18 protein-coding genes and 2 pseudogenes are annotated in these 24,890 nt (G+C 61.1%); 10 read left to right on the top strand and 10 right to left on the bottom strand.

The features are described from left to right. Positions 1 to 47 precede the first annotated feature (47 nt). The 3 genes from HX899_RS16740 (at position 48) to HX899_RS16730 (ending at position 4,006) form a co-directional block, all read left to right on the top strand. Complete coding sequence (locus HX899_RS16740) at positions 48 to 1,238, top strand: M20 aminoacylase family protein (protein ID WP_181292870.1); 1,191 nt, start codon at positions 48 to 50, stop codon at positions 1,236 to 1,238. Between the two features lie 30 nt (positions 1,239 to 1,268). Continuing rightward, complete coding sequence (locus tag HX899_RS16735; RefSeq protein WP_173883654.1) at positions 1,269 to 1,745, top strand: MEKHLA domain-containing protein; 477 nt, start codon at positions 1,269 to 1,271, stop codon at positions 1,743 to 1,745. Positions 1,746 to 1,891: 146 nt separating this feature from the next. Next, the gene (locus tag HX899_RS16730) at positions 1,892 to 4,006 is read left to right on the top strand and encodes a carboxy terminal-processing peptidase (RefSeq protein ID WP_181292869.1); all 2,115 of its coding nucleotides are present in this window, start codon (positions 1,892 to 1,894) and stop codon (positions 4,004 to 4,006) included. A 64-nt stretch (positions 4,007 to 4,070) separates the two neighbouring features. Here the strand turns inward: HX899_RS16730 and HX899_RS16725 are convergent, their stop codons facing one another. The 5 genes and pseudogenes from HX899_RS16725 to HX899_RS16705 form a co-directional block, all read right to left on the bottom strand. After that, positions 4,071 to 5,072, bottom strand: a complete 1,002-nt coding sequence (locus HX899_RS16725) for an ABC transporter ATP-binding protein (RefSeq protein ID WP_181292868.1) — start codon at positions 5,070 to 5,072, stop codon at positions 4,071 to 4,073. Further along, complete coding sequence (locus HX899_RS16720; RefSeq protein ID WP_181292867.1) at positions 5,069 to 6,040, bottom strand: ABC transporter ATP-binding protein; 972 nt, start codon at positions 6,038 to 6,040, stop codon at positions 5,069 to 5,071. Before HX899_RS16720 ends, HX899_RS16725 begins: the two co-directional genes overlap by 4 nt. Beyond that, positions 6,040 to 6,957, bottom strand: a complete 918-nt coding sequence (locus HX899_RS16715; RefSeq protein ID WP_181292866.1) for an ABC transporter permease — start codon at positions 6,955 to 6,957, stop codon at positions 6,040 to 6,042. Before HX899_RS16715 ends, HX899_RS16720 begins: the two co-directional genes overlap by 1 nt. Further along, positions 6,954 to 7,867: pseudogene (locus tag HX899_RS16710) on the bottom strand (ABC transporter permease). Before HX899_RS16710 ends, HX899_RS16715 begins: the two are co-directional and overlap by 4 nt. Positions 7,868 to 7,907: 40 nt before the next feature. Beyond that, positions 7,908 to 9,428 (bottom strand): ABC transporter substrate-binding protein, encoded by a 1,521-nt coding sequence (locus HX899_RS16705; RefSeq protein ID WP_181292865.1) that lies wholly within the window; start codon positions 9,426 to 9,428, stop codon positions 7,908 to 7,910. Positions 9,429 to 9,643: 215 nt separating this feature from the next. On the opposite strand from HX899_RS16705, the gene HX899_RS16700 reads away from it, so the two are divergent. After that, positions 9,644 to 10,429, top strand: a complete 786-nt coding sequence (locus HX899_RS16700) for an IclR family transcriptional regulator (protein ID WP_181292864.1) — start codon at positions 9,644 to 9,646, stop codon at positions 10,427 to 10,429. A gap of 70 nt (positions 10,430 to 10,499) precedes the next feature. Next, positions 10,500 to 11,237 (top strand): ribonuclease activity regulator RraA, encoded by a 738-nt coding sequence (locus HX899_RS16695; RefSeq protein WP_181292863.1) that lies wholly within the window; start codon positions 10,500 to 10,502, stop codon positions 11,235 to 11,237. 172 nt (positions 11,238 to 11,409) lie between these two features. Here the strand turns inward: HX899_RS16695 and HX899_RS16690 are convergent. From HX899_RS16690 to HX899_RS16670, 5 genes and pseudogenes are all read right to left on the bottom strand, one after another. After that, a pseudogene (locus HX899_RS16690) lies at positions 11,410 to 12,335 on the bottom strand (Bug family tripartite tricarboxylate transporter substrate binding protein). A gap of 227 nt (positions 12,336 to 12,562) precedes the next feature. Then, on the bottom strand, positions 12,563 to 13,450 hold the full coding sequence (locus HX899_RS16685; protein WP_181292862.1) for an amidohydrolase family protein: 888 nt from the start codon (positions 13,448 to 13,450) through the stop codon (positions 12,563 to 12,565). Continuing rightward, entirely contained in the window at positions 13,450 to 14,472 is a 1,023-nt protein-coding gene (locus HX899_RS16680; protein ID WP_138333097.1) for an amidohydrolase family protein, read from the bottom strand. The genes HX899_RS16685 and HX899_RS16680 overlap by 1 nt, the downstream gene beginning before the upstream one ends. A 242-nt stretch (positions 14,473 to 14,714) precedes the next feature. Further along, on the bottom strand, positions 14,715 to 15,965 hold the full coding sequence (locus tag HX899_RS16675; RefSeq protein WP_181292861.1) for a LysR family transcriptional regulator: 1,251 nt from the start codon (positions 15,963 to 15,965) through the stop codon (positions 14,715 to 14,717). A 2-nt stretch (positions 15,966 to 15,967) separates the two neighbouring features. Then, on the bottom strand, positions 15,968 to 16,342 hold the full coding sequence (locus tag HX899_RS16670; RefSeq protein ID WP_181292860.1) for a hypothetical protein: 375 nt from the start codon (positions 16,340 to 16,342) through the stop codon (positions 15,968 to 15,970). A 25-nt stretch (positions 16,343 to 16,367) separates the two neighbouring features. Between HX899_RS16670 and dctA the strand changes: the two genes are divergently transcribed. The 5 genes from dctA (at position 16,368) to HX899_RS16645 (ending at position 24,859) form a co-directional block, all read left to right on the top strand. Continuing rightward, complete coding sequence (gene dctA / locus HX899_RS16665; RefSeq protein WP_138388979.1) at positions 16,368 to 17,693, top strand: C4-dicarboxylate transporter DctA; 1,326 nt, start codon at positions 16,368 to 16,370, stop codon at positions 17,691 to 17,693. Positions 17,694 to 18,169: 476 nt separating this feature from the next. Beyond that, a complete protein-coding gene (locus HX899_RS16660; RefSeq protein WP_181292859.1) occupies positions 18,170 to 19,048 on the top strand; it encodes a DUF6030 family protein in 879 nt (292 codons plus the stop codon). Positions 19,049 to 19,163: 115 nt separating this feature from the next. Continuing rightward, a complete protein-coding gene (locus HX899_RS16655; protein WP_181292858.1) occupies positions 19,164 to 20,810 on the top strand; it encodes an acetolactate synthase large subunit in 1,647 nt (548 codons plus the stop codon). Positions 20,811 to 21,110: 300 nt separating this feature from the next. Then, the gene (locus tag HX899_RS16650; protein ID WP_181292857.1) at positions 21,111 to 22,235 is read left to right on the top strand and encodes a DNA repair exonuclease; all 1,125 of its coding nucleotides are present in this window, start codon (positions 21,111 to 21,113) and stop codon (positions 22,233 to 22,235) included. Continuing rightward, positions 22,232 to 24,859 (top strand): AAA family ATPase, encoded by a 2,628-nt coding sequence (locus HX899_RS16645; RefSeq protein ID WP_181292856.1) that lies wholly within the window; start codon positions 22,232 to 22,234, stop codon positions 24,857 to 24,859. Before HX899_RS16650 ends, HX899_RS16645 begins: the two co-directional genes overlap by 4 nt. Positions 24,860 to 24,890 lie beyond the last annotated feature (31 nt).

Raw genomic sequence — 24,890 nt, 5'->3', positions numbered from 1 at the left:
CCCTCGGGCCGGAGCAATGCCCTTTTCGATCAAGACTGGATGTTTTCATGCCCACGCTCGACAATGCCTATGCTCGCCTTTCCGACTTCGAAGCCATGGAGGCGGAGCTAAAGGCGACCCGCCAGTATCTGCATGCCCATCCGGAACTCTCCTTTGAAGAAGCGGAAACGGCGCGTTACGTTGCGGAAAAGCTGGAGGGCTGGGGTTATGACGTGACCCGCGATGTCGGCGGCCATGGCGTTGTCGCCCGCCTCAGCGCCGGCAAGGGCAGCAAGGGCATCGCCATCCGCGCCGACATGGATGCACTGCCGATCGTCGAGGAAACCGGACTTGCCTATGCCAGCGGCACGCCCGGCAAGATGCATGCCTGCGGCCATGACGGCCACACGACCGTGCTGCTCGGCACAGCCGAATATCTCGCCCGCACCCGCCGCTTCAACGGCACAGTGACGCTGATCTTCCAGCCGGCGGAAGAGGCGAGCAAGAATAGCGGCGCCCAGGCGATGATCGCCGACGGCCTGTTCGAGCGGTTTCCGTTCGACGCCATCTTTGGCCTCCATAACCACCCCGGCGCTCCCGAAGGCACCATCCTGCTGCGATCCGGCCCGATGATGGCGGCGTCGGACACCGTCGCGATTACCATCAAGGGCAAAGGCGGCCATGCCTCGCGGCCGCACCTGACCGTCGATCCCGTGGTCGTGGCGTGCAACCTCGTCGTCTCGCTGCAGACCATCATCTCGCGCAACCTCGATCCGACCCAGACGGCCGTCATCACCGTCGGCACGATCCATGCCGGCGATGCAGTCAACGTCATTCCGGAATATGCCAAGCTCGCATTGAGCGTGCGCTCTTTCGAGCCTGGCATTCGCGACCTCCTGCAGGAACGCATCACCAAGCTCGCCCGCTCGGTGGCAGAAGGCCACAATGCTTCCATCGAGATCGACTACGATCGCGGCAATCCTGTCGTCGTCAACTCGCCTGATGAGACGGATTTTGCCCGGATCGTCGCGGCGGAACTGGTCGGCGAAGACAAGGTCGCGACCTGCCCGCTCATTCCTGGCAGCGAGGATTTCTCGCACTTTCTCGAGCACAAGCCGGGCAGCTTCCTGCGTCTCGGCAATGGCATGAATTCCGCCATCCTGCATAGCGCAAAATATGATTTCGCCGATGCCAGCCTGACGGTTGGCGCAGCCATGTGGGCAAGGCTCGCGGAACGCTACCTCCAGGATGACGCCTGAAGTTCCGATCGCCCAGCTTGACCGCGTCGCATGATTGCCAACTATAACGCCGGTCTCGACTTGTCTTACGATCTCGAATTTTACGCATTGATGGCGGAAAGTTTCGAACGAAGCGTGAGACGCAGCCTGACGCCGGAAGGCGAGGGTGCTGAATGGCTCTACGACCAGTCGCCGGCAGTTGTTCTTGCCCACAACACCGACGCCGATCCGCGCTTCATCTACGCCAACCGCGCTGCCCAAGCCTGCTTTGAATATTCATGGGACGAGTTCGTCACTTTGCCATCGCGTCTTTCGGCGGAGGCGCCCGATCGCGCCGAACGCGAGAGGTTGTTGAATGCCGTGGCGGCCAACGGCTTTATCGCCGACTACCGCGGACTTCGCATCGCCAAGTCAGGGCGGCGTTTCTATATCGAAAAAGCCATCGTTTGGGATCTTGTCGACCGCAGCGGGTGCCGTCGCGGTCAGGCTGCGACATTCGATTCCTGGCAAGACGTGCAGGCGGATTGAGCGCCGGCTGCGGAGACCCCAACTAGGCGCCGGATATGTCCGCAGCTTTGCAAACCATGTCGTTTGCCATTTGGTTGCCAAAAAACCATGATTGCGTCACATAGATCGCACATCGACACTCGGCATTAAGAATTGGACAACGCTGAATGCGCATAGCCTACTTTTTCCTTGGTGCATTTCTTGCAATTGCACAGTCCGCATATGCTGAAGTTGCATCACCGCCTGCTCTGGCGCCTCTAAAGCGACAGGCGCAAGCCGCCGAGTTGAGCGCACAATTTCTTTCGCGGTATAGCTACAAGCCCGTTCCACTCGACGACGCCTTGTCGGCCAGGATCATGGATCAGTTCATCAAGTCACTTGATCCGGACCGCATGCTCTTCCTGCAAGCGGACATCGACAAGTTCATGTCCGATCGCAGCGAGATCGACGATGCGATAGAACGGAAGGACTTGAAGATACCGTTTGCGATTTTCAACGCCTATGAACAGCGCGTTGTCGACCGCATGAACTATGCACGCAGCCTGCTGAAGCAGGACTTCGATTTCAGTGCGCAGGAAAATTATTCGGTGCTGCGCGATAAAGCGCCATGGTCGCAGTCTGAAGCCGAGAGCAATGAGCTTTGGCGCAAGCGCGTCAAGAGCGACTGGTTGCGGTTGAAACTCGGCGGCAAAAACGACGCGGCCATTCGCGAAACACTCGACAAACGTTATGAAAACATACTCGAACGCGCTTACAAGTTTAAAAGCGACGACGTTTTCCAGTCGTTCATGGATGCCTATTCAACGTCGATCGATCCGCACACGGACTATTTCGGTGCGGCCGCTTCAGCCGACTTCAATGTCTCGATGAAGCTTTCGCTGTTTGGTATCGGTGCAGTGCTGCAGGAACGCGACGACTACACGACGATTCGTGAGCTCGTGCCTGGCGGGCCGGCGCAACTGTCCGGCAAGCTCGCGGTCGGAGACCGCATTACCGGCGTTGGTCAAGGCAAGGATGGGGCTATCAAAGAAGTGGTAGGCACGCGCCTTGATGAAGTCGTGCAGATGATACGCGGGAAAAAGGGCTCCGTCGTGCGGCTGGACATCCTGCCGGCAGATGCCGGAGCTGATGGCACGCATCGCGTCATCAGCCTGGTGCGCGATAAAATCAGTCTCGATAAGCAGGCTGCCAGGAAGACTGTGCTGTCCGTAAAAGTGGGCGACGCCACGCGTAAAATCGGGATCATCACGCTGCCGGTATTCTATGAGGATTTTGAAGCCAAGCGCAAAGGAGACCAGGATTACAAAAGCGCAAGCCGCGATGTCGCCAAGCTTCTCGACGAACTGAAGGAAGAAAAAGTCGACAGCGTTCTCATCGACCTGCGCAACAATGGCGGCGGTTCATTGGACGAGGCAATTGATTTGACCGGTCTGTTCATCGGCAATGGCCCGGTGGTTCAGCAGCGCGGCAGCGATGGCAAGGTCGACGTGAGGAGCTCGGAGCTTGCAGCGCCTGTCTGGGCAGGCCCGATGGGTGTCCTGATCAATCGCGGGTCGGCGTCGGCTTCTGAGATTTTTGCCGCGGCAATCCAGGATTACGGTCGAGGCGTGATCGTCGGCGAACCCAGTTTCGGGAAGGGCACCGTTCAGACCGTCGTCGATCTTGACCAGATCGTCCGCAACAGCAAACCCGAGTTAGGGGAGCTGAAGGTGACGATTGCCCAGTTTTTCCGGGTCAACGGCGGGACGACACAGCTGCACGGCGTAACGCCCGATATCGGCTTGCCAGGACTTTCCGATCCGACGAGCTTCGGCGAGACCAGTTATGACAATGCCCTGCCGTGGGCTCAGATCAAACCTGCGAAGTACACGGCCGCCGACACTGTCACGACGTTGCTGCCGACATTGCAAAGCCGCCATGATGCGCGGATTGAGAGCGATCCGGACTTCCAACGCCTGATAAAAGACATTGCCGACCTCAAGGCGCAGCGTGAAAAAGGAATTGTTTCCCTCAATGAAGCCGAACGTCGCAAAGAAGCGACGGCGCGCGAGAAACGGTTCAAGGATCGAGCGCAAGCAAGCGGTGGCGAGGATCTTGGAGATGACGGCCTGGAGGCAGGCGAGCGCAGCCTGAGCGCTGATATTGCCATCGAGAATGCCCGCAAGAACGCAAAAGACGTCCTGCTCGACGAGGCAGCCGCCATTCTTGCCGACGAGGCGGATCTGCAGCAAGGCGTGCTGAAGGCAGCCACCAAACAATCAGGAAACACGAACGGAAAGTAGTCGTCGATGACCGGCGCAACGGTGTGCGCAGCTTTGCGATCACCTTGGCATGATGGGCCTGGGTTCAGCTCCTTTCAAGGCGAGGGATCTCGTTGGCGATTTCCGGATCGGCGTGATGACAGGCGGTCAGAAGACCAGGGGCCGCCGTTCGCGCGGTCAGGGCGGGCTCCTGTTCTGCGCAGATCGACGTCGCTTTCCAGCAACGCGTTCGAAAACGGCATCCGCTGGGCGGATTTGCGGGGCTCGGCAGATCGCCCTGCAGAACGATTCGCTTGCGCTGCGCGCGACGCCTCGGATCCGGTGTCGGGACCGCCGACATCAGGGCCTGCGTGTAGGGATGGGCCGCCGCGCTGAAGATCGATTGCTTCGGCCCCGTTTCGATGATCTTGCCGAGATACATGACCATGACGCGGTCGGAGACATGCCGCACGACGGCGAGATCATGCGCGACGAACAGCATCGCCAGATTGCGCTCGCGCCTCAGTCCGGCGAGCAGGTTGATCACTTGCGCCTGGACCGAGACGTCGAGGGCCGAGACAGGCTCGTCGCAGACAAGAAGTGTCGGATTAAGCGCGAGAGCGCGGGCAATGCCAAGGCGCTGCCGCTGGCCGCCTGAAAATTCCGAGGGATAACGGTCCGCATGCTCGGCGCGCAGCCCGACGGATTCGAGCAGCTTGACCGTCTCCTCACGCCAGCTGCTCTTGGGCACGACCCCCGGGTGCAATGCCCAGGGTTCGGAAATCAGCCGGTCGACCCGCATGCGGGGATTGAGCGATTGGTAAGGATCCTGGAAAACGACCTGCATCTTGCGGCGCAATTCATGCAGCCGCCGGCCGCTGGCTGACGTAATGTCCACACCGTCGAGCAAAGCGCTGCCGCTTGTCGCCGGTCCGAGCTTCAAGAGCGTCCGAACCAGCGAGGTTTTGCCGCAACCGCTTTCGCCGACGAGGCCGAGCGTCTCTCCACTGGCAATCTCGAAGCTGACATCGTCGACGGCACGCACTGGCGCCGAGGCGCTGCCGAAGTGCCGGGAAAGGTTTTGGACCTTGAGCAGAGGTTCGATCATACTGGTGATACCGGGAAGTGGCAGGCGGCCTGGCGGCCCGGCCCTACGGTTTCAAGAGTGGGGACGACCTCTGCACAGAGCCCTTCGGCGCGTGGACAGCGCGTTCTGAATGCGCAGCCGGAAGGCAGGGCGACAGGATTGGGTGCTGAGCCGGGGATCGGCACCAATTCGTCTTCATCCGTGTCCATGCGCGTCTGCGAGGCAAGCAATCCGACGCTGTAGGGATGGCGTGCATCTTCGAACAGTTCGAAGACGCTCGCTGTCTCGACGACGCGGCCGGCATACATGACGGCAACGCGATCGGCGAGTTCGGCGACGACGCCGAGATCATGGGTGATGAAGATCATGCCGGCATCGCTGCGTTTGCGGATCGTCTCCAGAAGATCGACCACCTGCGCCTGGATCGTGACGTCGAGCGCTGTCGTCGGCTCGTCTGCGATGATGACATCCGGTTCCAGTGCGACGGCCATGGCGATCATGATGCGTTGGCGCATGCCACCCGAAAACTCATGCGGATACTGCCTGGCACGGCTTTCAGGGTCGGGAATGCCGATGGCCGTCAAAAGGTCGATCACGGCTTTTTCGACACCGCCTTCCGGAGTACGGCGGTGGATGCGGAACATTTCAGCGATCTGCCAGCCCACGGAATAGACTGGGTTGAGCGCTGCGAGCGCATCCTGAAAGATCAGGGCGATCCGATCGCCGCAAAGATCACGCCGCTCGTTTCGCGAGAGCTGCAACAGCTCGACACCGTCGAAGCGGATCGATCCTTGATTGATTTCGCCCGGCGGGTTGGGAACGAGATCCATGATGGCCGATGCGGTCACCGACTTGCCGGAGCCGCTTTCGCCGAGAAGTGCCAGAACCTCTCCACGCTCGAGCGAGAAGGAAACGCCGTTGAGCGCCAGGATGCGGCCGGCTGCCGTATCGAAACTGACCTGCAAGTCCTTGACTTCGAGAAGAGCCATCAGCGCCTCCGGCTGACAAGACGCCAGTGCTGCGACGGGTCATTGACGATCCGGAACCAGTTGGCGAGGAGATTGAAGGACATGGTGGTGAGCATCACAGCCAGGCCGGGGAAAAAGCCCAGCCACCAGGCGGATGACAGATATCCCTGGCCCTGCGCCACCATCAGGCCCCAGCTCACGGCAGGCGGCTGGATGCCGAGGCCGAGATAGCTCAGCCCGGATTCGAACAGCATCACCATGGCGAGATTGACCGAGGCGAGCGTCAGCATCGTGGGAGCGACGCTTGGGAGAATGTGATTGCGCAATATCCAGACAGGCCCGCCGCCGAAGACGCGCGCCGCATCGACGAAAAGCCTCTCCCGGACTTCCAGAGTTTCGGCTCTTGCGACGCGGATATAGGCAGGCATGCGGGTAACGGCGAGCACGATGATGAGGTTGCCGACGCTCGGGCCGAACAGGTAGAGCCCGAAGAGCGCCACCAGCAGCGTCGGGAAACCCAGGATGATGTCGCACACCCGCATGATAAGGTTGCCGATGATGCCACCGAAGTAACCGGCGATCACGCCGAGCAGCGTTCCGCCGATCAGGCTCGTCAGAACAGTCACCAGCGCTATGCCGATCGTCGTCGATGCCGCCTGGATGAGGCGAATGAGGAGCGGGCGCCCGAGGGCGTCGGCGCCCAGCCACAACGTCCAGGATTGGCCGAAGTCGAAGGGCGGCAGGTTGCGCGCCTTCAGCGAAATGCGATTTTCGCCGAGCAGCGACGATGCATCCGCAAGAATGGCAAGGACGACGATCAGCAGCCAGATTGTCGCAGCGACCGCCATCGGGTCACCCGCGAGCGCGCGCATGAACCACAAGATGCGGCGGCTTCGGCGCTCGCGGGCAGGGAGGAAGTCGGCGGACGTGCTGGTCATTCGACCCTCACGCGCGGATCGATCGATGCATAGAGCATATCAACCAGGATATTGATGAAGAAGATGACGACGGCGACCGCGAAGATCGATGCCTGGACGATCGCGAAATCGCGCTTCAGGATGCCGTCGATCAGCAGCTTGCCGATGCCGGGAAACCCGAAAACAACCTCGACGACGCCACCGCCACCGGCGAACTGGGCGGCGAGGTCACCGGTCACGGTCACCGCGGGCAGGAGGGCATTGCGCAGCGCATGCACGAAGGTAACCCGGCCGCCGCGCGCGCCCTTGGCCCGCGCAGTCCGGACAAATGTCGCGTTCAGTGCTTCGATCATCGAGCCGCGGACGATCTGCACCAGCGTCCCGAACGGTCTGGCAAAAAGACAGGCAACCGGCAGGATCCAATAGATCGGACCGCCGAAACCCGATGTCGGCAGAATACGCAAGGTGACGGCAAACAGCAGGACGCCCATCAGGCCGAGCCAGAAATCCGGCACGCTGGCCGCTGCCTGCGACAGCACGTTGATAGCCCGGTCGATCCAGCCGCCGGCATTCACAGCGGCAATCGATCCAATGACGACGGCAGCGACGAAGGCCAGGGTCAAGGCGATGGCACCGAGCGCCAGCGTGTTCGGCAACGCCTCCAAGACAACGTCCATGGCCGGGCGGTTGTGCCAAAGCGACGTGCCGAAATTGAGGCTCAGCATGTCCCCGGCCCAATCGAGGAATTGCCACGGGAGGGAGCGATCGAGCGGACACGCATGGCTTCGCGGGCCGCATCCGAGGCATCGACCGGCAGGTAGAGATTGACGGGATCGCCCGTCAACCGCACGAGGAAGAAGGCGGATGTCATCAGCGCGGCAAGTGCGAGTGCCGCAAAGGCCGCTCGTTTCAGGAAGTAGGTGAAGGACATCCGCTCTCCTCAAGGGACGTTCGGCAACCAGTCTGCGCCGTCAGCGGTAGCTGATCGATTTAAGCTTGATCTCGTTGCCGGCCTGCACATCGGGCGTATAGGTGACGTTCTCGGCGACGCGGGCAATCGTGACCATGTGGAACAGCGGGACGATATTGACCGCATCGACGGCGATGTAGCTGAACGCCTCCTCGAACAGTTGCTTGCGGTCGTCGCCGGTTGCCTTCGACGCGTCGGCAATCAATGTGTCGAGCTTGGCATCGGCAATGGTCGACTGGTTGCCGTCGGTGGTAAAACGGTTCGGCAGCGTGAATACGGCGTCGCCTTCGGTGTTGTCGATCTGCGTCTGCAGGATCGACGGCTGACGTTCCTTGTCCCAAGGCTTAAGAAGCTTCTTCAGCCACGGGCTTGTTTCAAGCATTTCGAGCCGGGCATTGAAGCCGGCATCCGCGAGCATCGCCTGAATGGCTTCCAGGCTTTCGGACGAATTGGGATAGATGCCGATGCGGCCGTAGATAACGATTTCCTTGTCGACCGGCACGCCATCGGCCTTCGCCGCGGCGAGCAGGGATTTCGCTTTTTCTGGATCATACGTCCAGACGGGGATGTCCGGATTGAACCCGAAGACGGACGGCGGCACCGCCTGCATCGCCTTTTGGGCATCCTGGTGGAAGATGGTGCCGACAAGGCCGTCCCGGTCGATCGCAAGATTAAGGGCTTCACGCACGCGTTTGTCGTTGAGCGGCGGAATTTCTGCGTCGATCCTCAGCAGCGAGGTTTCGGCGTTCGGGAAGGCATGATCCTGTTCCGTGGTGCCGTCCTGGGGCGCTATTTCATATGCGATCTGTGCTTCGCCGGTGGCGACCATCGCCGCACGAACAGCGGATTCGGCGCGCCAGATGATGGTCGCGTTCTTGATCGCCGGCTTGTCGCCCCAATAGCCGTCATAGGCCACGAGGTCGACCGATTGCCCGGGCGTCCACGCTGCAAGCTTGTAAGGTCCGGTTCCGGCCGGGGAGCGCGACTTGCCGTCGTTCGGGGTCGCCGGCGAACCGATGTCCACGGCGGACATCTTGTTCGGCAGGATCGGCTCGACGATATCGGTTTTGATGAGGAGGGTCGTCGGGTTCACCGCTTCTGCATTGAACTTGACGCCCTTCAACGTCGCAAGTCCGACTTCGCAGGCCAGTGCCGGATCCTGCGCCCGCTTGAGAGCGGCAACGACTGCATTGGCGTCGAAGGCCTTGCCGTCGTGAAAGGTGACGTCGTCGCGGAGCTTGAATTCCCAGGTCAGCTTGTCCACTTGCCGCCAGCTGGTGGCAAGGCTCGGGACGACCGATCCGTCGGCTGGGCTCAGATTGACGAGCGCTTCCGTGATGTTGTTGTGCAGAATGCGGGAATTGCCCGAAAGGTCGGTGTCACAGGGATCGAGCGACTTCGGTTCGTCGGTCACCACGACCGTCAGCTTATCCGAGGCAGCGTCGGCGCGAATTGCGCTGCCCGGAGCCAGCAGAAATGCCAGTCCGATGCTCAGCGCACCAATTGCCTTCATCTTCTTCATGAAATCCCTCCTCCAGATCCAAACGAACGGCATCCCGTCCATCGCAGTGCCGTCTTGCGAAAACCCATCCGGTTGCGCACCGCCTCGGCGGCTATCCAAATGGCTTTACTTCCTCCACCAAGCGCGTAGTGTCAAATGTGACACTCACACCACTGAGCATGCTCGCCAAGTCCGGCGAAGTCAATATTATAATTCTCATATGGAATTCAAAGTTCATGATTGAACCAAAGCATGGATCACCCGTCGTTGAAAAGACCGCCCACCTGCTTGAGGCCGTTGCCGATGCGAAGACGGGAATTTCCTTGGCCGCGCTGGTTGATCAGCTTGGAGTTCCACGCTCGACCGTTTATCGGATCCTCAATTCATTGGCCGCGCATGGGCTTGTAGCGCGGGTGAATGGTGGAGCGTCCTACGAGTTGGGGCCAAAATTCGTCGAGCTTGCGCGGCGCATCTCGCCCGGCGCCGACAGGGCAACGGTGATCGAGGCGGCGAGGCCGATCCTGACAGCTGCGGCTGACCGCATTTTCGAATCCTTCAGACTGGCCACCCCAGAAGGCAATGAGATGACGACGATATTTGCAGCCTCCAGTCCCGGCGATTATTCGCTTTTCATCAAGGTCGGCAGCCGGTCGCGTAAACATGTCGGCGCCGCCGGCAAGCTCGCCCTTGCCTATTCGGACTACGGTGACATCGAGGCCTATTGCGGCAGCGGACTGGAGGCGAAGACACCATATACCATTACCGATCCGGAGGCGCTGAAAGAAGCGCTTGTTGAAATTCGGCGCAATGGATGCGCCGAGGACAATCAGGAATCCAACCTCGGCCTCCGGGCCTTTGCCGCACCCGTCTTCGATTCCGAAGGTCGACTCGTCGCGACGATCAGCGTCCCGTTTATTGGTGAAGCGACGCCGGACAGGGCGCGCGCAATCAAGCGCGAGGTTGTGGAGGGTGCCGCCATCTTGACAAAGGCGATCAATGGCAAGCAGCCATTATCCAAATAGGAAATATTAAATTCTCTATTGAACTATACATTCCTTATGCTAGAGCTTCCACCGGACAAGGGAGGATCTCATGACGGCTTTGGACCCATCAGTTTACGCAAAGCTTTTGCGGACGAATTCTGCAAGTCTCAGCACTCTGTTGCTGAAGCGTGGCATCAAGAACACCGCGGTTCGCGGCGTGCGGCCGCTGGCCAGCGCCGGCAGGCCGATGATCGGTCCAGCCGTCACCGTACGATACATTCCCGCACGGGAGGATATCGACGGTTCGACTTACAGTTCGGATCCATCCAATCAACAGCGCAAGGCCATCGATACGATCCCCGACGGCCATGTTCTCGTCTTCGATTGCCGCTCCTTGGCGGAAGTCGCCGGCATTGGCGCCATGCTTGCCCGTCGCCTCGTCTATCGTGGCGCCGCCGGTCTCGTGCTCGACGGCGGCGTCCGCGATACGGCCGATATCGCGCAGCTGGGTCTTCCGACCTACTGCATGGGACCGGCAGCGCCGGCGAACCTGGTTGCCCACCATGCCTCAGACATGAACCAGCCAATCGCCTGCGGCGGCGTCGCCGTTTACCCCGATGACATCATCTTTGGCGACAGCGAAGCGGTGATCGTTATTCCGCGGGAATATGTCGATGACATTGCCGAAGAAGCTGTCGCGATGGAGGAGCAGGAAGAGTTTCTCAAGCTGGAAATCGAGTCAGGCAAATCGACCTTGGGCGTTTACCCGCCAAACCAGGAGACCCTCGAGCGTTATGAGGCCTGGCGCCAAGCGAGATTGCTGAAAAGTTCCATCACCGCCTCCTAGAATAGAATGAAACGCTCTAACGGTAGCCCGAACCCGTCGCTGAAGACGGCGACCGAAAGGATCGTCAGCCGCAGCGACGGGATGATCGCGAAGTGAATGGGTGGACATGCCGGATCGGCTTGAGAAGCGACCCAGCCGGTGAGGCACGGGAAGGCTGGCGGACGCGTTCCGTCTATTGCCGCGCGATGCCCGCATCCTTTATGACCTTTGACCACTTGTCGATATCAGCCTTCAGACGATCGCCGATTTCTTGCGGCGTGCTGGAACGGGCCTCGACGCCGAGATCCGCAAACCGCTTCTTGACGTCAGGGTCGCCAAGAACCTCGACGAGCGCCGTGTTCAGTTTGTTCACGACGGCCTGCGGTGTGCCGGCGGGAGCGAAGATACCGTTCCAGGACGTGACATCGAACCCTTTTACGCCTTCTTCCTGGGCCGTCGGAACGTCCGGCAAGAGGATAGAACGGGTGGAGCCAGATGATGCAATCGCAGCAGCCTGGTTCTGCTGGAGTGCCGCCTTTAGCGCCGTCTGGCTATCGATGATCAGGTCAAGCTCCCACCGAGAAGGGCAACTTGAAGATCCGGCGTGCCCTTGTAGGGAACGATCGTGAGGTCCACTCCGGCCGTCGATTTGAAGAGTTCGGCCGCAAGGTTCTGGCTGCTCCCGACATTAATCGTCCCGACATTGAGCGCGCCCGGGTTTGCGCGGGCCGCTTCGAGAATATCCTTGAGGGACTTGAATTTGCCATCCGCCTTGGTCACGAATACGAAGTCGAAGTAGGCGAGGCTGGATACCGGAACGAAATCGGCGACGGGATCGAACTGCAGGTTTTTGAACAACGGAACGCTGATTGCGGTTCCGTTCGACAGCAGAGCGAGCGTATATCCGTCTGGCTCCCCATTCAGCGCCACCCGTGCGGCGACCGATCCTCCGGCGCCAGGCTGATTCAGGATGACGATCTGTTTCCCAAGCTTTTTGCCGAGAGAATCCGCGACGATGCGCGCAGTGATGTCGGCAATTCCACCAGGGCCGAACGGAATGACAAGACTGATCTCGCGGCTCGGATAGTCGTTCTCCTGCGCCGGTGCTTCCACCGCCATCGCGAGTATTAGAACGATCGCCGGGATTATCGATTTCATCAATGTTACGATCCGCCGGGATGGCGTGCTCACTTGTTGTCCTATGCTCATGTTCCTAATCTCCTCCTCTTGATAGATGTCGATGCACGCAGCGATGTCCGTACAACCGATGCATGAATGCGTTGCGCATCCAGATTGCCGCCCACCACCTGCGTGGGATGCGTCGCCCGGCCATTCCCGAAGGCGGGTTACCGCCAATAGAGCCGCATGGGATTTTCAACCAGCAGCTTGCGCTGAAGCTCCTCGGACGGCGCGATGCGCGGGATGATGTCCACCAGCGCGCCGTCGTCGGGCATGTGGTCCTTCATGTTCGGATGCGGCCAATCGGTGCCCCACAGGACACGCTCCGGGAAGCGCTCGACCAGCGTCCGCGCAAACGGAACGACGTCGTCGTAGTTCGGTGGACCTGATCGCGACAGTCGCTCCGGGCAGCTCACCTTGCCGACGACATTTTCATGCTCGGTCATGAAGCGGATAAAGCGGCCGAACTGCGGGCCATCGACAGGCTGGGAGACATCCGGCCGGCCCATGTGGTCGACGACGACGGTCGTCGGCAGCGAGGTGAAGAAGTCCCAGCGCTCCTCGAGATCGGCCGCCTCGAAATAGATCACCACCTGCCAGCCAAGCGGTGCGATACGGTCGATGATCGCACGATAATAGGCATCCGGTTTCGGGTCGACCAGGCGGCGAACGAAGTTGAAGCGCACGCCGCGCACCCCTGCGTCATGCAGTTCGGCGAGCTCCTCGTTCGTCACCGTGTCGCGCACCGTCGCTATCCCGCGAGCACGATCGCCAGCCGCATGCAGCGCATCGACCAGGGCACGATTGTCGGCGCCGTGGCATGTCGCCTGGACGATGACGTTGCGCTCGAACCCGAGAAAATCACGCAGGGAGAACAGTTGCTCTTTGCCGGCATCGCAGGGTGTGTATTTCCTCTCGGGCGCATAGGGAAACACATCCCCAGGCCCGAAGACATGGCAATGCGCATCCACTGCACCCGGCGGCGGAATGTAGCGCGGCTTGCTCGGGTCGGGATGATAGCGGAGCCAATCGGGATCCATCTGGAAATTTGCCATCACAGCCCCCGTGCCTTGAGCTGTGCATCGAGACGCGGATAGACGCGGCGCGCGTTGAGTTCGAACACCTTCCGCTTGTCCTCATCGGATATCGTCAAAGCTTCGATATAGCGCTTGGTGTCGTCGAAATAGTGACCCGTCTGCGGGTCGATCCCGCGCACTGCGCCAACCATTTCCGATCCGAACAGGATGTTTTCCACATCGATCACCTCGAACAACAGGTCGATGCCCGGCTGATGATAGACGCAGGTATCGAAATAGACGTTCTTCATCACGTGCTCGACCAGCGGCGGCCGCTTCAGCATGTCGGAGAGGCCACGATAACGGCCCCAGTGATAGGGAACGGCTCCGCCGCCATGCGGAATGATGAACCGCAGCGAGGGGAAATCCCCAAACAGGTCGCCCTCGACGAACTGCATGAAGGCAATGGTGTCTGCGGCAATGTAATAGGCGCCGGTCGCATGCATCGCACAATTGCAACTGCCGGAAACGTGGATCATCGCGGGAACATCGAGTTCCACCATCTTTTCGAAGAAGGGGTACCAGGCGCGATCGGTGAGCGGCGGCGAATCGAACTTGCCGCCGGAGGGATCGGGATTGAGATTGCAGCCGACGAAGCCGAGCTCGTTGACGCAGCGCTCCAACTCATCGATCGCGTTGGCGATCGAGACCCCAGGGGATTGCGGCAGCTGGCAAACGCCCACGAAAGTCTCGGGATAGAGATCGATCACGCGCTTGATCAAATCGTTGGAACGGCGCGCCCAGACCTTTGCCACCAATTCTCCGCCGATATGCGGCGCCATCGCCGAAGCCCGAGGCGAGAAAATAGTCATGTCGGCGCCGCGCTCGCGCAGCAGGCGCAGCTGGTTGGCCTCGATGGTCTCGCGGATCTCATCGTCGGAAATGTCTGGATAGGCGGGATCGATATCGCCGCCCGATTTGATGGCAGCCTCCTGTCGTGCTCGCCATTCGCCATGGAGCGCCGGAGCGGTGGTGTAGTGACCGTGGCAGTCGATGATCATAGCTTTGAGGTTCCTGTAGCGGCAAAGATGCGTTCGCCTCGGCAGCGAATCCAGCCGTCGAAGGGGAAGGCATGGGCAGCCAGCCGGCGGTGGCGCGGCTTGGCTCCTGGACCAGCATTCGCTCGAGGTCGCAGCCGGCGCGGGCGCCAGCCCCTACGGAAAGCCTCCGAAGGCTTTCCAAAACCGGTGAATGCGATCGTTTGGTGTTTGCTCATGCCCCGTTCTAACGAACCGGACGATGATCAGGCATATCGGAAGGGTTCACGCTCCATTGCTTTTCCTGAAGTCCACTGCGCACAAACCGTGCGGAAGATATCCGTGAATGCCGTTTGCAGCTGTGTCGGACGCCAGTCATCGCGCACCGTGAGGCCGATCTGGCGACGCAACGACAGCCCAGCGCCGGCGATTTCGCTGAGCAGGCCAGCACGCCGCTCGAACAGGAACTGGTCGCGCGACATCAGCGTCAACCAATCGTCCTCCAGCATCAGCCCGCGGACCACCAGAACCGAACCGCATTCGATGCGTAGCCGTGGCGGCTCAAGGCCGTGCTCTGTGAACATCTCCTCCCACCGATGACGCACCGGCGCGCCCGTTGCGGCGATAACCCATGGGAAATCCAATAGCCTCGAGAAGGCAAATCCCGGCTTGGACAGCAGGGGATGTCCGGCGCGACCGACGATCACCGGATCATCGATGAACAGCGGTTCCTGAGCGATGTCCTTGACCGGCGGGGGGTCGCGCATTGCCCCGATCAGCAGATCCATCTCGCCTTCGCGAAGTCTGGCCAACAGTTCCACATATGGCCCCTCCACCACGTTCACCGACGCCATTGGATAGGCGCGAGCGAAACGAGCCAATGCTTGCGGCAACAGGATTGCGCGCGCCAGCGGCATGGTGCCGACAGTGACACGTCCGGCGCCCTCCGACCGCAGTGCCTCCAATTCGTCGAACCCAGCCTCCAGCTCCGATTGCGCCAGACGGGCGAACCGCAGCAACACGGCGGCCGTCGCCGTCGGCTGAACGGTACGCCCCTGCCGGACGAGAAGCGGCACGCCCAGCAACTGCTCCAGATCGCGGCTCGCCCGATGCAATGCCGGTTCAGACAGGCCAATTCGCTTCGATGCCAGCGCAAAGCTCCCCGCTTGATCGACCGCGATCAGCGCGCGCAATTGTCCAAAAGTGATGCGCCGCTCGATATGGGGCAGCGGCGGCAAGCGGGCGCCACGTCGCACGCTTTGGCCGCCGCGCGCCACATAGGCGAGCGCGCGTTCGATGCGGGCCGTGATCAAGCGCCCCGCCTCGGTGCTGGTAACGCCGCTCGGCTGGCGATCGAATAGCACATGGCCAAGCTGCGCCTCGACCTTGGCAACGGCCTGGGTCAGAGCTGGCTGCGACAAATTCATGGTTTGAGACGCGCGGCTGATGCTGCCCAGCCGCGCGGCGGCAGCGACGGCCTCAAGGTGGCGAAGGTTGAGTTCGCGGTGTGCAATCATCGTCACACTTCAGCACAGCTTATGACCGGTGCGCAAATCAAGTTTGCTTTGCCGCTCAATATTCCCTCCCTTAATTCCCAGCCAAGACAGGAGGGAGGATCGAGCATGCCCGATGTGATGACCAGATCGAACGCGCCGATACCGCCATCATTCACGGCCCGCCAGACGCCGGAGCGGCCATCGTCCACGATGTGCAGGGACGCACGGGACCGCTGGCCGGTTAGTTGCCGGCCGATCTTTGCGGGTGCCCGCATCGCTGCTTCCGCAGTCACCGTTTCGGGGCCGCCGGGCGCGCCAATTGAACGGTACAGTTGCCATTGAACAATTGAAAGATGGGACATCATGGCCAGGCGGCAGCTTGGGAGGAAATAAAACATGACGTATTTGGAGGCGAGTAAAACGATGACACCTGAAGGTGAGACGCAAAAACCGGCGGGCCGCTTCAGCCTCCTTGGCCAGTTGTGGTTTCAGGTGCTGGCAGGGACGCTGCTCGGCATCCTCCTCGGTCATTTCGCGCCCGCCACTGCGGTGGCGATGAAACCTTTCGGCGATGCCTTCATCAAAATGATCCGCATGATGATCGGGCCGATCATCTTCGTCACCGTTGTGCATGGTATCGCCGGCATGAACGACATGAAGAGCGTCGGGCGTGTCGCGCTGAAATCCATCATCTATTTCGAGGCGATCACGATCTTGGCGCTGATCTTTGGACTGATCGCAGTCGATCTGTGGCGTCCGGGCGAGGGCATGAACATCGACGCTGCCGCAATCGATACCGCATCGATCAAGACCTATCTCGCGACGGCGCACGACCAGTCCATTTCAAGCTATTTCCTTGACATCATCCCGGACACCTTCGCCAGCGCGCTGACGGAAGGACACGTTCTGCAGGTGCTGTTTATCTCTGTCCTGTTCGGTATCGCCATCGCCGCCATCGGAGAGCGCGGACGCCCGGTGTTCCAGGTGATCGAAAGCGCCTCGCAAGGGTTCTTCAAAATCATCGGCTACATCATGTACTTCGCGCCGCTCGGCGCCTTCGGCGCAATTGCCTTTACCGTCGGTCAGTTCGGCACCGCCTCGCTCTGGTCACTGGGCGAGTTAATCATCGAGTTCTTCGTCGTCTGCGCATTGTTCACAACAATCGTCCTCGGCAGCGTCGCCCATTGGTGCGGTGTCAGCCTGTGGCGGCTGCTAGGCTATCTCTGGGATGAAATCGTCATCGTCGCTGCGACCACCTCGACCGAAACGGTGCTGCCGCGCCTCATCCAGAAGATGCGCAAGGCCGGCTGTGAGGAAAGTGTGGTCGGCTTCGTCATCCCGGCCGGCTATTCGTTCAATCTCGACGGCACATGCCTCTATCTGACCACCGTCGCGGTGTTCCTGGCACAGGCGACGAACACACATCTGACCTTCTGGCACGAACTCGGCCTGATCGCGGTGCTATTGCTCACCTCGAAGGGAGCGGCGGGCATCGCCGGAGCGGCCTTCGTTGTACTGGCGGCAACCCTTAACACCACCGGAACCATCCCGGTCGCCAGCATCGCGCTGATCCTCGGAATTCACCGTATCCTCGCCGAGGGGCTGACTTTTGTTAATCTGATCGGCAATGCGCTTGCCACCGTCGTGGTCGCCAAATGGGAGGGCAAGCTTGACGAGCAGCTACTGGCCACCACTATCGGCAACGGCCGCTTGCGCGCCAGGCACCAAATCCCCGCCGCTGCGTTGTGACATGGTGAAAGACTCAGCTCTGGTTTGCGATCTATCCTATCGGAAACCGGGTTGTCGCATAGGTTCAGGTCCTGTGACAAAATTACGGGACGCCACCATCTAACGACAAAATCTCGACGCCGCTTGTCCCGAGGCAAGCGTGCTGCTGAATATGCCATCAACCCTGCGACGCGCAGCCTGATCGATCGCGCCGCCTGCTTGACGCTGCACACACGCGACTTCACACTTGCAGTGTCGAAGGTGAGTCGGACAGACTGTACCGTTTTTCGCATCCGTTGCTCACCTTAGAAGGAGTCGCCAGCAGGGGCTGATTGATCCAATCGCCGACCGACACCGGTTGGTCGCAAATAGGATCGAGATTGATTAAGCTCGAACTCGCAGCCGCTCCTATCTGCTTGTGAGGTCGCGCCGTGGATAAAGTGTTATCACCAGTCGATCCTCCTCGCGAAAGTCCACGTCGGCACCGAAATTTCCATTTGCTGAGGAACCGCTGGTCCCTGCTTTGGCCAGGGCTTTTGATATCGATTTTGCTTCTTGCAGGCATCGTCGTTTTTTTCCATGAAATCCATCACCTCGAAGATCCGGTCGGCCCCTTCGAAAATCGAGCTCTCAATAAGGCTGCCCGATCATCTCGCATCGCCGCCCGCCCTGATCCGGGGGCTCCTTCTCCCCTCCCGCCGACGTCGATACCGCTGCAGCTGATCGAGGCCCCGAAGCTGGAGTTGGCAAGTCAGTTTCTGCGGATGTGGCGCGTCTCGGGGTCGAACTTTTGTGGCGCTCTTCGAGAAGCCGGCATCGATATGAGCGAATGGAAAGCCGCATCGATGCGCAATCGCAGCTATGAATGTTATTTTCAGCGGATCTACGAACGGGACGAGGTGCGTCCACTCAGCTCGACCTTCCTTAAGGTTCGTGGAGATGAAATGGGCGATATTCTTGAGATCCGCGCCAAGATCATCGGGCCGGCGACCGACGCCCAGGGACGTCTCTCCCCGGCCGTCCTTCGCATTTTCGAGCTCATCGTGAAGCAGGCGTGCTGGCGTGATTTCGAGGATACTCTTGCCTCGATCCGAAAGCTTCAAAACGTTGAATACGAACGATTCGGCTCCTATCTCAGCTTCACGCGCGAAGCCGGCGGCGCAAATATCTTCAATTTTGTTCTTGGTCTTAAGGCGACTTCAAATTCGCAGGTGAAGACCAAGTCGTATTTTTCAACTGAGCGCTGGCTCCAAATGCCGGTCGTGCTCCAGCGAGCTTCATCCTCAGGGAGCGCTCGGAAACGTCCATATCAGCCAGCGCTCAATGACGGCGCAAGCACCCGTCACGATCCGAGATCAAGCTGGAACTGTGGCTGAACATCGAAGATAACCGCCGATGCCGCCGAACGCATGGACAGGCCCGGAAAAGAACTTATCTTCGAGGGGCCTTCCTTTCTGGAAGCCTCGAACCGAACAGCACGGGCAACGATCCATGACCAAAGGCTCCGATCTTCTAGTGGCAGCGCTTGAGAACGAACGTGTCGACCGCATTTTCGGCATCCCAGGCGAAGAGAATCTCGACGTCGTCGAATCCATCCGAATGTCGTCGATTGAGCTCGTGCTCACCCGGCACGAGCAGGCGGCGGCGTTCATGGCCGCGACCTATGGCCGCCTGACTGGTAAGCCCGGCGTCTGTCTGACGACGCTCGGGCCGGGTGCTCTCAACCTCTCGACGGGTGCCGCCTATGCCTTGCTCGGTGCGATGCCGATGGTGATGATCACTGGTCAGAAAGGGATCCTCTCGTCCCGCCAGGCGCGTTTCCAGGTGGTAGACGTCGTCGCGTCAATGAAGCCGCTGACCAAGCTCGCAAGGCAGATCGTGTCGCCGCAGATGATCCCGACGACGGTCAGGGAGGCGTTCCGCATCGCCCAAGAGGAAAGGCCGGGGCCGGTGCATCTGGAGCTTCCGGAAGATATCGCAGCCGAGGAATGCCAGGAGGTGGCGCTGATTGCACCGCACCAGCTCGAACTGCCGACGGCAAGCGACGCGGCCCTCGACCGTGCCGCCGCCCTCATCGCCGCAGCCAAACGTCCGCTTCTGATGTTCGGGGCCGCCGCCTCCCGTCCCCGCTCGACCTCCGACATCGCGCAATTCGTGATCCGCACGCGCATCCCGTTCTTCACGACCCAGATGGGGAAGGGAACGGTTCCAGGCGGAACCGAACTTTACATGGGCACCGCCGCGCTGTCGGAGCGGGATTATGTCCACGAGGCCATCGAACAAGCCGACCTTATCGTCACGATCGGCCATGACACGATCGAGAAGCCACCGTTCATCATGGGCAAGGGCGGCCCGAAGGTCGTCCATGTCGGATATCAGCCGGCGACCGTCGAGCAGGTCTATTTTCCGCAATCCGAGGTCATCGGCGACATCGGCCCTTCGCTGAAGGCGCTGGCGGATCGCCTCGAGGGCAAGCTGCCAAACGCGCAGGCGCTTCTCCATCTCCGCGAGCGCATTCTCGAGCGCATCGCCGCGCGGGCGACGGAGGATCGCTTCACGCCACAGCGGCTGGTCCACGACATAAGAGAGGTGATGCCGCATGACGGCATCCTCGCCCTCGACAACGGCATGTACAAGATCTGGTTCGCCCGAAACTACCGGACGCGGATGGCGAACACGCTGCTGCTCGACAATGCTCTTGCGACAATGGGAGCGGGGCTGCCGTCGGCCATGGTTGCCTCGATGCTCTACCCGGAGCGGCGGGTCATGGCGATCTGTGGTGACGGCGGCTTCATGATGAACTCCCAGGAACTCGAAACCGCCGTCCGGCTGAAACTCAACCTCGTCGTTCTAGTCATCGAGGACAATGCCTACGGGATGATCCGTTGGAAGCAGGCGGTGGACGAGTTCCCGGATTTCGGGATGACCTTCGGCAATCCCGACTTCGTGAAATATGCCGAATCCTACGGCGCCAAGGGTACCCGGGTCGACGATATCGGCCAGTTCAAACAGGTTCTCGAAGAGGCATTCTCCGGAGGAGGCGTCCATCTGGTGAACGTCCCGGTCGACTATTCGGAAAATGAACGCGTGCTGGTGAAGGAGCTTCGTGAACGGCTCCCCGCGATATTGGAGGCCTGAAATGCCGCTTACCATGAAGGTCTATCAGGTGTTCGACCGCGAGCCGCGGAATTGCCGGCAGACGACGCGGCACGATGGAACAGATACCTACCTCCTTGAACGGCGACTGGGGAATATGATGTCGAGCATCACTCAAAATTAGACAAGCATTGGATAACAGCTTGTTCAGCCAGGATCGACTTGCCTCGCCTGTTGTCGGGAGGCATGGTCTGTCACGGAACAACGGAATCACGAAACTACGGACGAGAGGTCCTTGACCATGCTCGAAAGCTCGCAGCGCAGCGCAAACATGGCTGATTGATGTTTTCCTTCCTGCACAGTTCGGACCTTCATATTGGCAAGCGGTTTGGCAATCTTCCGGAGGATTTGAGAGGGCGCCTGCGCGAGGCGCGGCATGGCGTGATCGGGAGACTCGCCAGTGCGGCACGAGAGCATGGGGCTGGTGTCATCCTGCTCGCGGGCGACACCTTCGATACCGAGACGCCGACGCCGGCCGTGCTTCGCCAAGCGCTTGGCGAGATGGCTCGGAATACGCCGCTGCGCTGGGTTCTGCTTCCGGGCAATCACGATTCACTGCTGGCGGACCAGCTCTGGAGTGCTGCGCGCGGCGTGGTGCCCGACAATGTCATACTGGCGACGGAAGCGGCGCCCCTTCCGCTTGGACCTCGTGTCGTGCTGCTGCCGGCGCCTTGCACGACCAGACGGCCGGGCCGCGACCTGACCGAATGGATGACGGGTGCGGCCACGCCGGACGGCGCTATCCGCATCGGCCTCGCCCATGGCCCGATCCAGGAATTTTCGGAGGATGCCACGGCCACCAACGTGATTGCGCCGAACCGCGCGGCGCTGGCCGGCCTCGATTATATGGCGCTCGGCGATTGGCACGGATCGGTGGCGGTGGACGCCAGAACATATTATAGCGGCGCGCCCGAGCCGGACCGTTTCAAGCATGACCGGCCGGGGCAGGCGATGATCGTTTCGATTGCCGGGCAGGGAGCGATGCCGACGACGACGGCTGTGGCGACCGCCGGCTTTTCCTGGCAGACATTGCAGCTTCCGCTGCTGGCATCGGAAGACGGTGTTGAAGCGCTGAAGGCGGCACTGCCGGAACCGTTCGCGCGGCGACAAACCCTGTTGCGCGTCGCGCTGTCGGGCCGTGCCCGATTGACCGGGCGCACAGCAATGACCAGCCTGCTGCAACAGGTCGCGCCGGAATTTGCGCATCTGGAGATCGATACGGAACTGCTGGGGACCGATTGCGAGAGCGATGATCTCGAGATCATCGACCGAGCCGGTGCGCTGCGCGATACAGCGGAGTTGCTGCTTGCCGAAAGCCTAGACCAATCCCGCTCGGGCGACGACAGGGGCGTGGCGCGCGAGGCGTTGATCCGCCTGTTTTCCTATTGCGAGGCGATCGATCGATGAAACTCAACGCTCTTCGCCTTCACAATGTGAAACGCTTCGCCGGCCGCGGCATATCCGTCGAAGGAATCGCCGACGGCGTCAATGTGCTGAGCGCCGCCAACGAGCACGGCAAATCGACTTGTTTCGAGGCGCTGCATGCGCTGTTCTTCCAGCCGCACGGCGGCACGCCAAAGAGCGTGCAGATGCTGCGTCCCTATAGCGGCGGCAACCCGATCGTCGAGGCCGATATCACGATCGAAGCCGGCCGCTACCGCCTGACCAAGCAGTTCTATGGCGGACGGCGCGCCAGCGTCACCGATCTCGGCAGCGGCCGGCTCGTCGCCCAGGCCGACGAGGCCGAGGCTTTCATCGGCGATCTCATTTCCGGCGGAACTGCCGGCCCGGCAGGCCTGCTCTGGGTGCGCCAGGGCGTCACCGGCATCGAAAATCGTAGCAAGAGCGAGGAAGAAAACGACAAGCGGGTGCGCGAAAGCCTGTTGTCTTCGGTGCAGGGCGAGGTGGAGGCACTGACGGGCGGACGGCGCATGTCGGCGGTGCTCGAAGCCTGCGAGGATGAACTCAATCGCCTGGTCACCGCGACGCTCCGGCCAAAGACCGGAGGCCGCTTTGTCGCCGCGCTCGACGATCGTGACCGGCTGCAGGCGGAGGAGGCGCGGCTGGCCAAGGAGGTGGAGATGCTGCATGGCGCACTCGACCGCCGCCGCTCTGTGCAGGCGAGACTCAGCGAACTGGAAAATTCGGACGAAGAGGCGGGCCGGAAGGCGGCGATTGCCAATGCCGAGTCGGTGCTCGAGGCCGCTAAACTGCACGACAGGGAACTCAAGGCACTCGATGCCGAAGCTGCCCTGGCCGCCAGCCGTCGCGATGAGGCGCAGCAGGCATTCGACCGCTTCCACGCGGCATTGAACCGCAGTGACGAACTCGCGCGGCGTTTCGCCGTGACGGAAAAAGAGTTTTCAAATGCAGCCGAGCGACGCGCGGCATCGCTGGCCGAAAGCGAGGCAGCAACGGCGGAGGTTCAGGCAGCCGAAGAGGATGAGCGGGTAAACCGCGAATGGCTGGCCCGGCTGGAGGCAGCACTGCGTTCGCGCCATGCCGCAGAGCGGCTGGCGGAGGTTCGTCTGCATCTCGACCAGGCGGAAGCGGCGCGGCGGCAGATCGAGGACGCGGAGGCTGCACATGCATTGCTCGCCATTCCAGCCGATGCGATCGAACGGCTCGAAGCGTTGGATCTCAAGATCGTTGGCTTGCGTGCAGCAGCCGAAGTCGGTCTTCCCAGGCTCAGGATCGACTACCTGAAAGACGCCTCCGGCTCGGTGAGCATGGATCGCCAACCTTTGCCGGGGGGCGAGGACAAGAGCTTTGCCGGGGTGGCGAAACTCGACATAGCAGGCGTCGGTACGCTGACGATCCATTCCAGCCGGCAGGCAGAACAGGACGGGGCGCTCGAGACCGCGGAAGCCACGCGCCAAACATTGCTTGCCAGGCTCGGTGTCGAGAGTTTGCGGGCGGCGCGACAGCGCGATATTGCCGCCCGGAACAAGCACGAGGAACTGGTGCGGGCACGGCAGCGGTTCGCCGACGTGGCTCCGAATGGTATCGACCAGCTTCACCTCGATGCCGCACGCTTTGCGGTACTCAGCCAGGGCCCAGTCGAACTCGACACCGACCCGGAGGAGGTGCGCGCCCGTCTCGCGGATGCGACGCAGCGTATCGACCTGGCGCGAAACCGGGCCCGGGAAGCGTCGATGATGCGCATGGAGGCCGGCGAGGCAATATTGCGTGCGCAGACGGAGCACGCCAAACTTGGTCAGGACCTCGAGGCCATCGTCGCGATCATCGGTCCCGAAGGCAGCCGAACGGAATTGCAACGGGACCTTGCGGCAAAGCTTTCCAGCGCCAAAGAACAATGCGACGCGGTTGAGCTCCGGGCCGGGCCTTTGCGCAGGGCCGGGCGGGACCTCGCCGGCGCGGAAGCCGCTCTTGCCAGGGCACGTTCGGTCGCCGACGCCGCAGCACGTGAAATTGCCAGGTTACGCGAAGAGCTTGCCGACCTCGGCGGTCAAATTCGTACCCGCTCAGACAGTGCGGTGGAAGAAAACTGGTTGGAAACTCGCGGTTTGCTTGACGCTGCGCGGGAACAGGTAAAGCGGTTCGAGGCGGAGGTCGCCGTCCTGGATCGCCTGCGCAAGGCGCTGACGGCGACGCGAGCAGCCGCGCGCGACCTCTATCTCAAGCCTGTCATGAGCGAACTCGCCCCGCTGGTCGGCCTGCTGTTCGACGACATCTCGATTACCTTCGACGGCGACACCTTGCTGCCGCAGATCGTGCGCCGCAACGGCCTGGACGAGGATGTCGATCGGCTGAGCGGCGGCATGCGGGAGCAGCTCTCGGTGCTGACCCGCCTTGCGTTCGCCCGGCTGCTCGCCCGCGACGGCCGGCCGGCGCCCGTCATCCTCGATGATGCGCTTGTTTATTCCGACGACGACCGGATCGAGCGGATGTTCGATGCGCTGCACCGCCAGTCACGCGACCAGCAGATCCTCGTCTTCTCCTGCCGCCAGCGCGCCTTCGCCAAGCTGGGCGGCAATGTGCTCACCATGCAGCCATGGCAGCCGGATTAGGGCGAGCGGTCGATCCTGTCGTCTGGTTTGA

This window comes from Rhizobium sp. WYCCWR 11146 (assembly GCF_013591995.1).
Taxonomy (GTDB): domain Bacteria; phylum Pseudomonadota; class Alphaproteobacteria; order Rhizobiales; family Rhizobiaceae; genus Rhizobium; species Rhizobium indicum.
The sequence above is the reverse complement of the archived record's forward strand: the minus strand, read 5'-3'. Positions and strand labels throughout refer to the sequence as shown.

Coding starts and splice junctions, on each gene's coding strand:
- HX899_RS16740 (WP_181292870.1), top strand. CDS start 48: ATGCCCACGCTCGACAATGCCTATGCTCGCCTTTCCGACTTCGAAGCC.
- HX899_RS16735 (WP_173883654.1), top strand. CDS start 1,269: ATGATTGCCAACTATAACGCCGGTCTCGACTTGTCTTACGATCTCGAA.
- HX899_RS16730 (WP_181292869.1), top strand. CDS start 1,892: ATGCGCATAGCCTACTTTTTCCTTGGTGCATTTCTTGCAATTGCACAG.
- HX899_RS16725 (WP_181292868.1), bottom strand. CDS start 5,072: ATGATCGAACCTCTGCTCAAGGTCCAAAACCTTTCCCGGCACTTCGGC.
- HX899_RS16720 (WP_181292867.1), bottom strand. CDS start 6,040: ATGGCTCTTCTCGAAGTCAAGGACTTGCAGGTCAGTTTCGATACGGCA.
- HX899_RS16715 (WP_181292866.1), bottom strand. CDS start 6,957: ATGACCAGCACGTCCGCCGACTTCCTCCCTGCCCGCGAGCGCCGAAGC.
- HX899_RS16705 (WP_181292865.1), bottom strand. CDS start 9,428: ATGAAGAAGATGAAGGCAATTGGTGCGCTGAGCATCGGACTGGCATTT.
- HX899_RS16700 (WP_181292864.1), top strand. CDS start 9,644: ATGATTGAACCAAAGCATGGATCACCCGTCGTTGAAAAGACCGCCCAC.
- HX899_RS16695 (WP_181292863.1), top strand. CDS start 10,500: ATGACGGCTTTGGACCCATCAGTTTACGCAAAGCTTTTGCGGACGAAT.
- HX899_RS16685 (WP_181292862.1), bottom strand. CDS start 13,450: ATGGCAAATTTCCAGATGGATCCCGATTGGCTCCGCTATCATCCCGAC.
- HX899_RS16680 (WP_138333097.1), bottom strand. CDS start 14,472: ATGATCATCGACTGCCACGGTCACTACACCACCGCTCCGGCGCTCCAT.
- HX899_RS16675 (WP_181292861.1), bottom strand. CDS start 15,965: ATGATTGCACACCGCGAACTCAACCTTCGCCACCTTGAGGCCGTCGCT.
- HX899_RS16670 (WP_181292860.1), bottom strand. CDS start 16,342: ATGTTTTATTTCCTCCCAAGCTGCCGCCTGGCCATGATGTCCCATCTT.
- dctA (WP_138388979.1), top strand. CDS start 16,368: ATGACACCTGAAGGTGAGACGCAAAAACCGGCGGGCCGCTTCAGCCTC.
- HX899_RS16655 (WP_181292858.1), top strand. CDS start 19,164: ATGACCAAAGGCTCCGATCTTCTAGTGGCAGCGCTTGAGAACGAACGT.
- HX899_RS16650 (WP_181292857.1), top strand. CDS start 21,111: ATGTTTTCCTTCCTGCACAGTTCGGACCTTCATATTGGCAAGCGGTTT.
- HX899_RS16645 (WP_181292856.1), top strand. CDS start 22,232: ATGAAACTCAACGCTCTTCGCCTTCACAATGTGAAACGCTTCGCCGGC.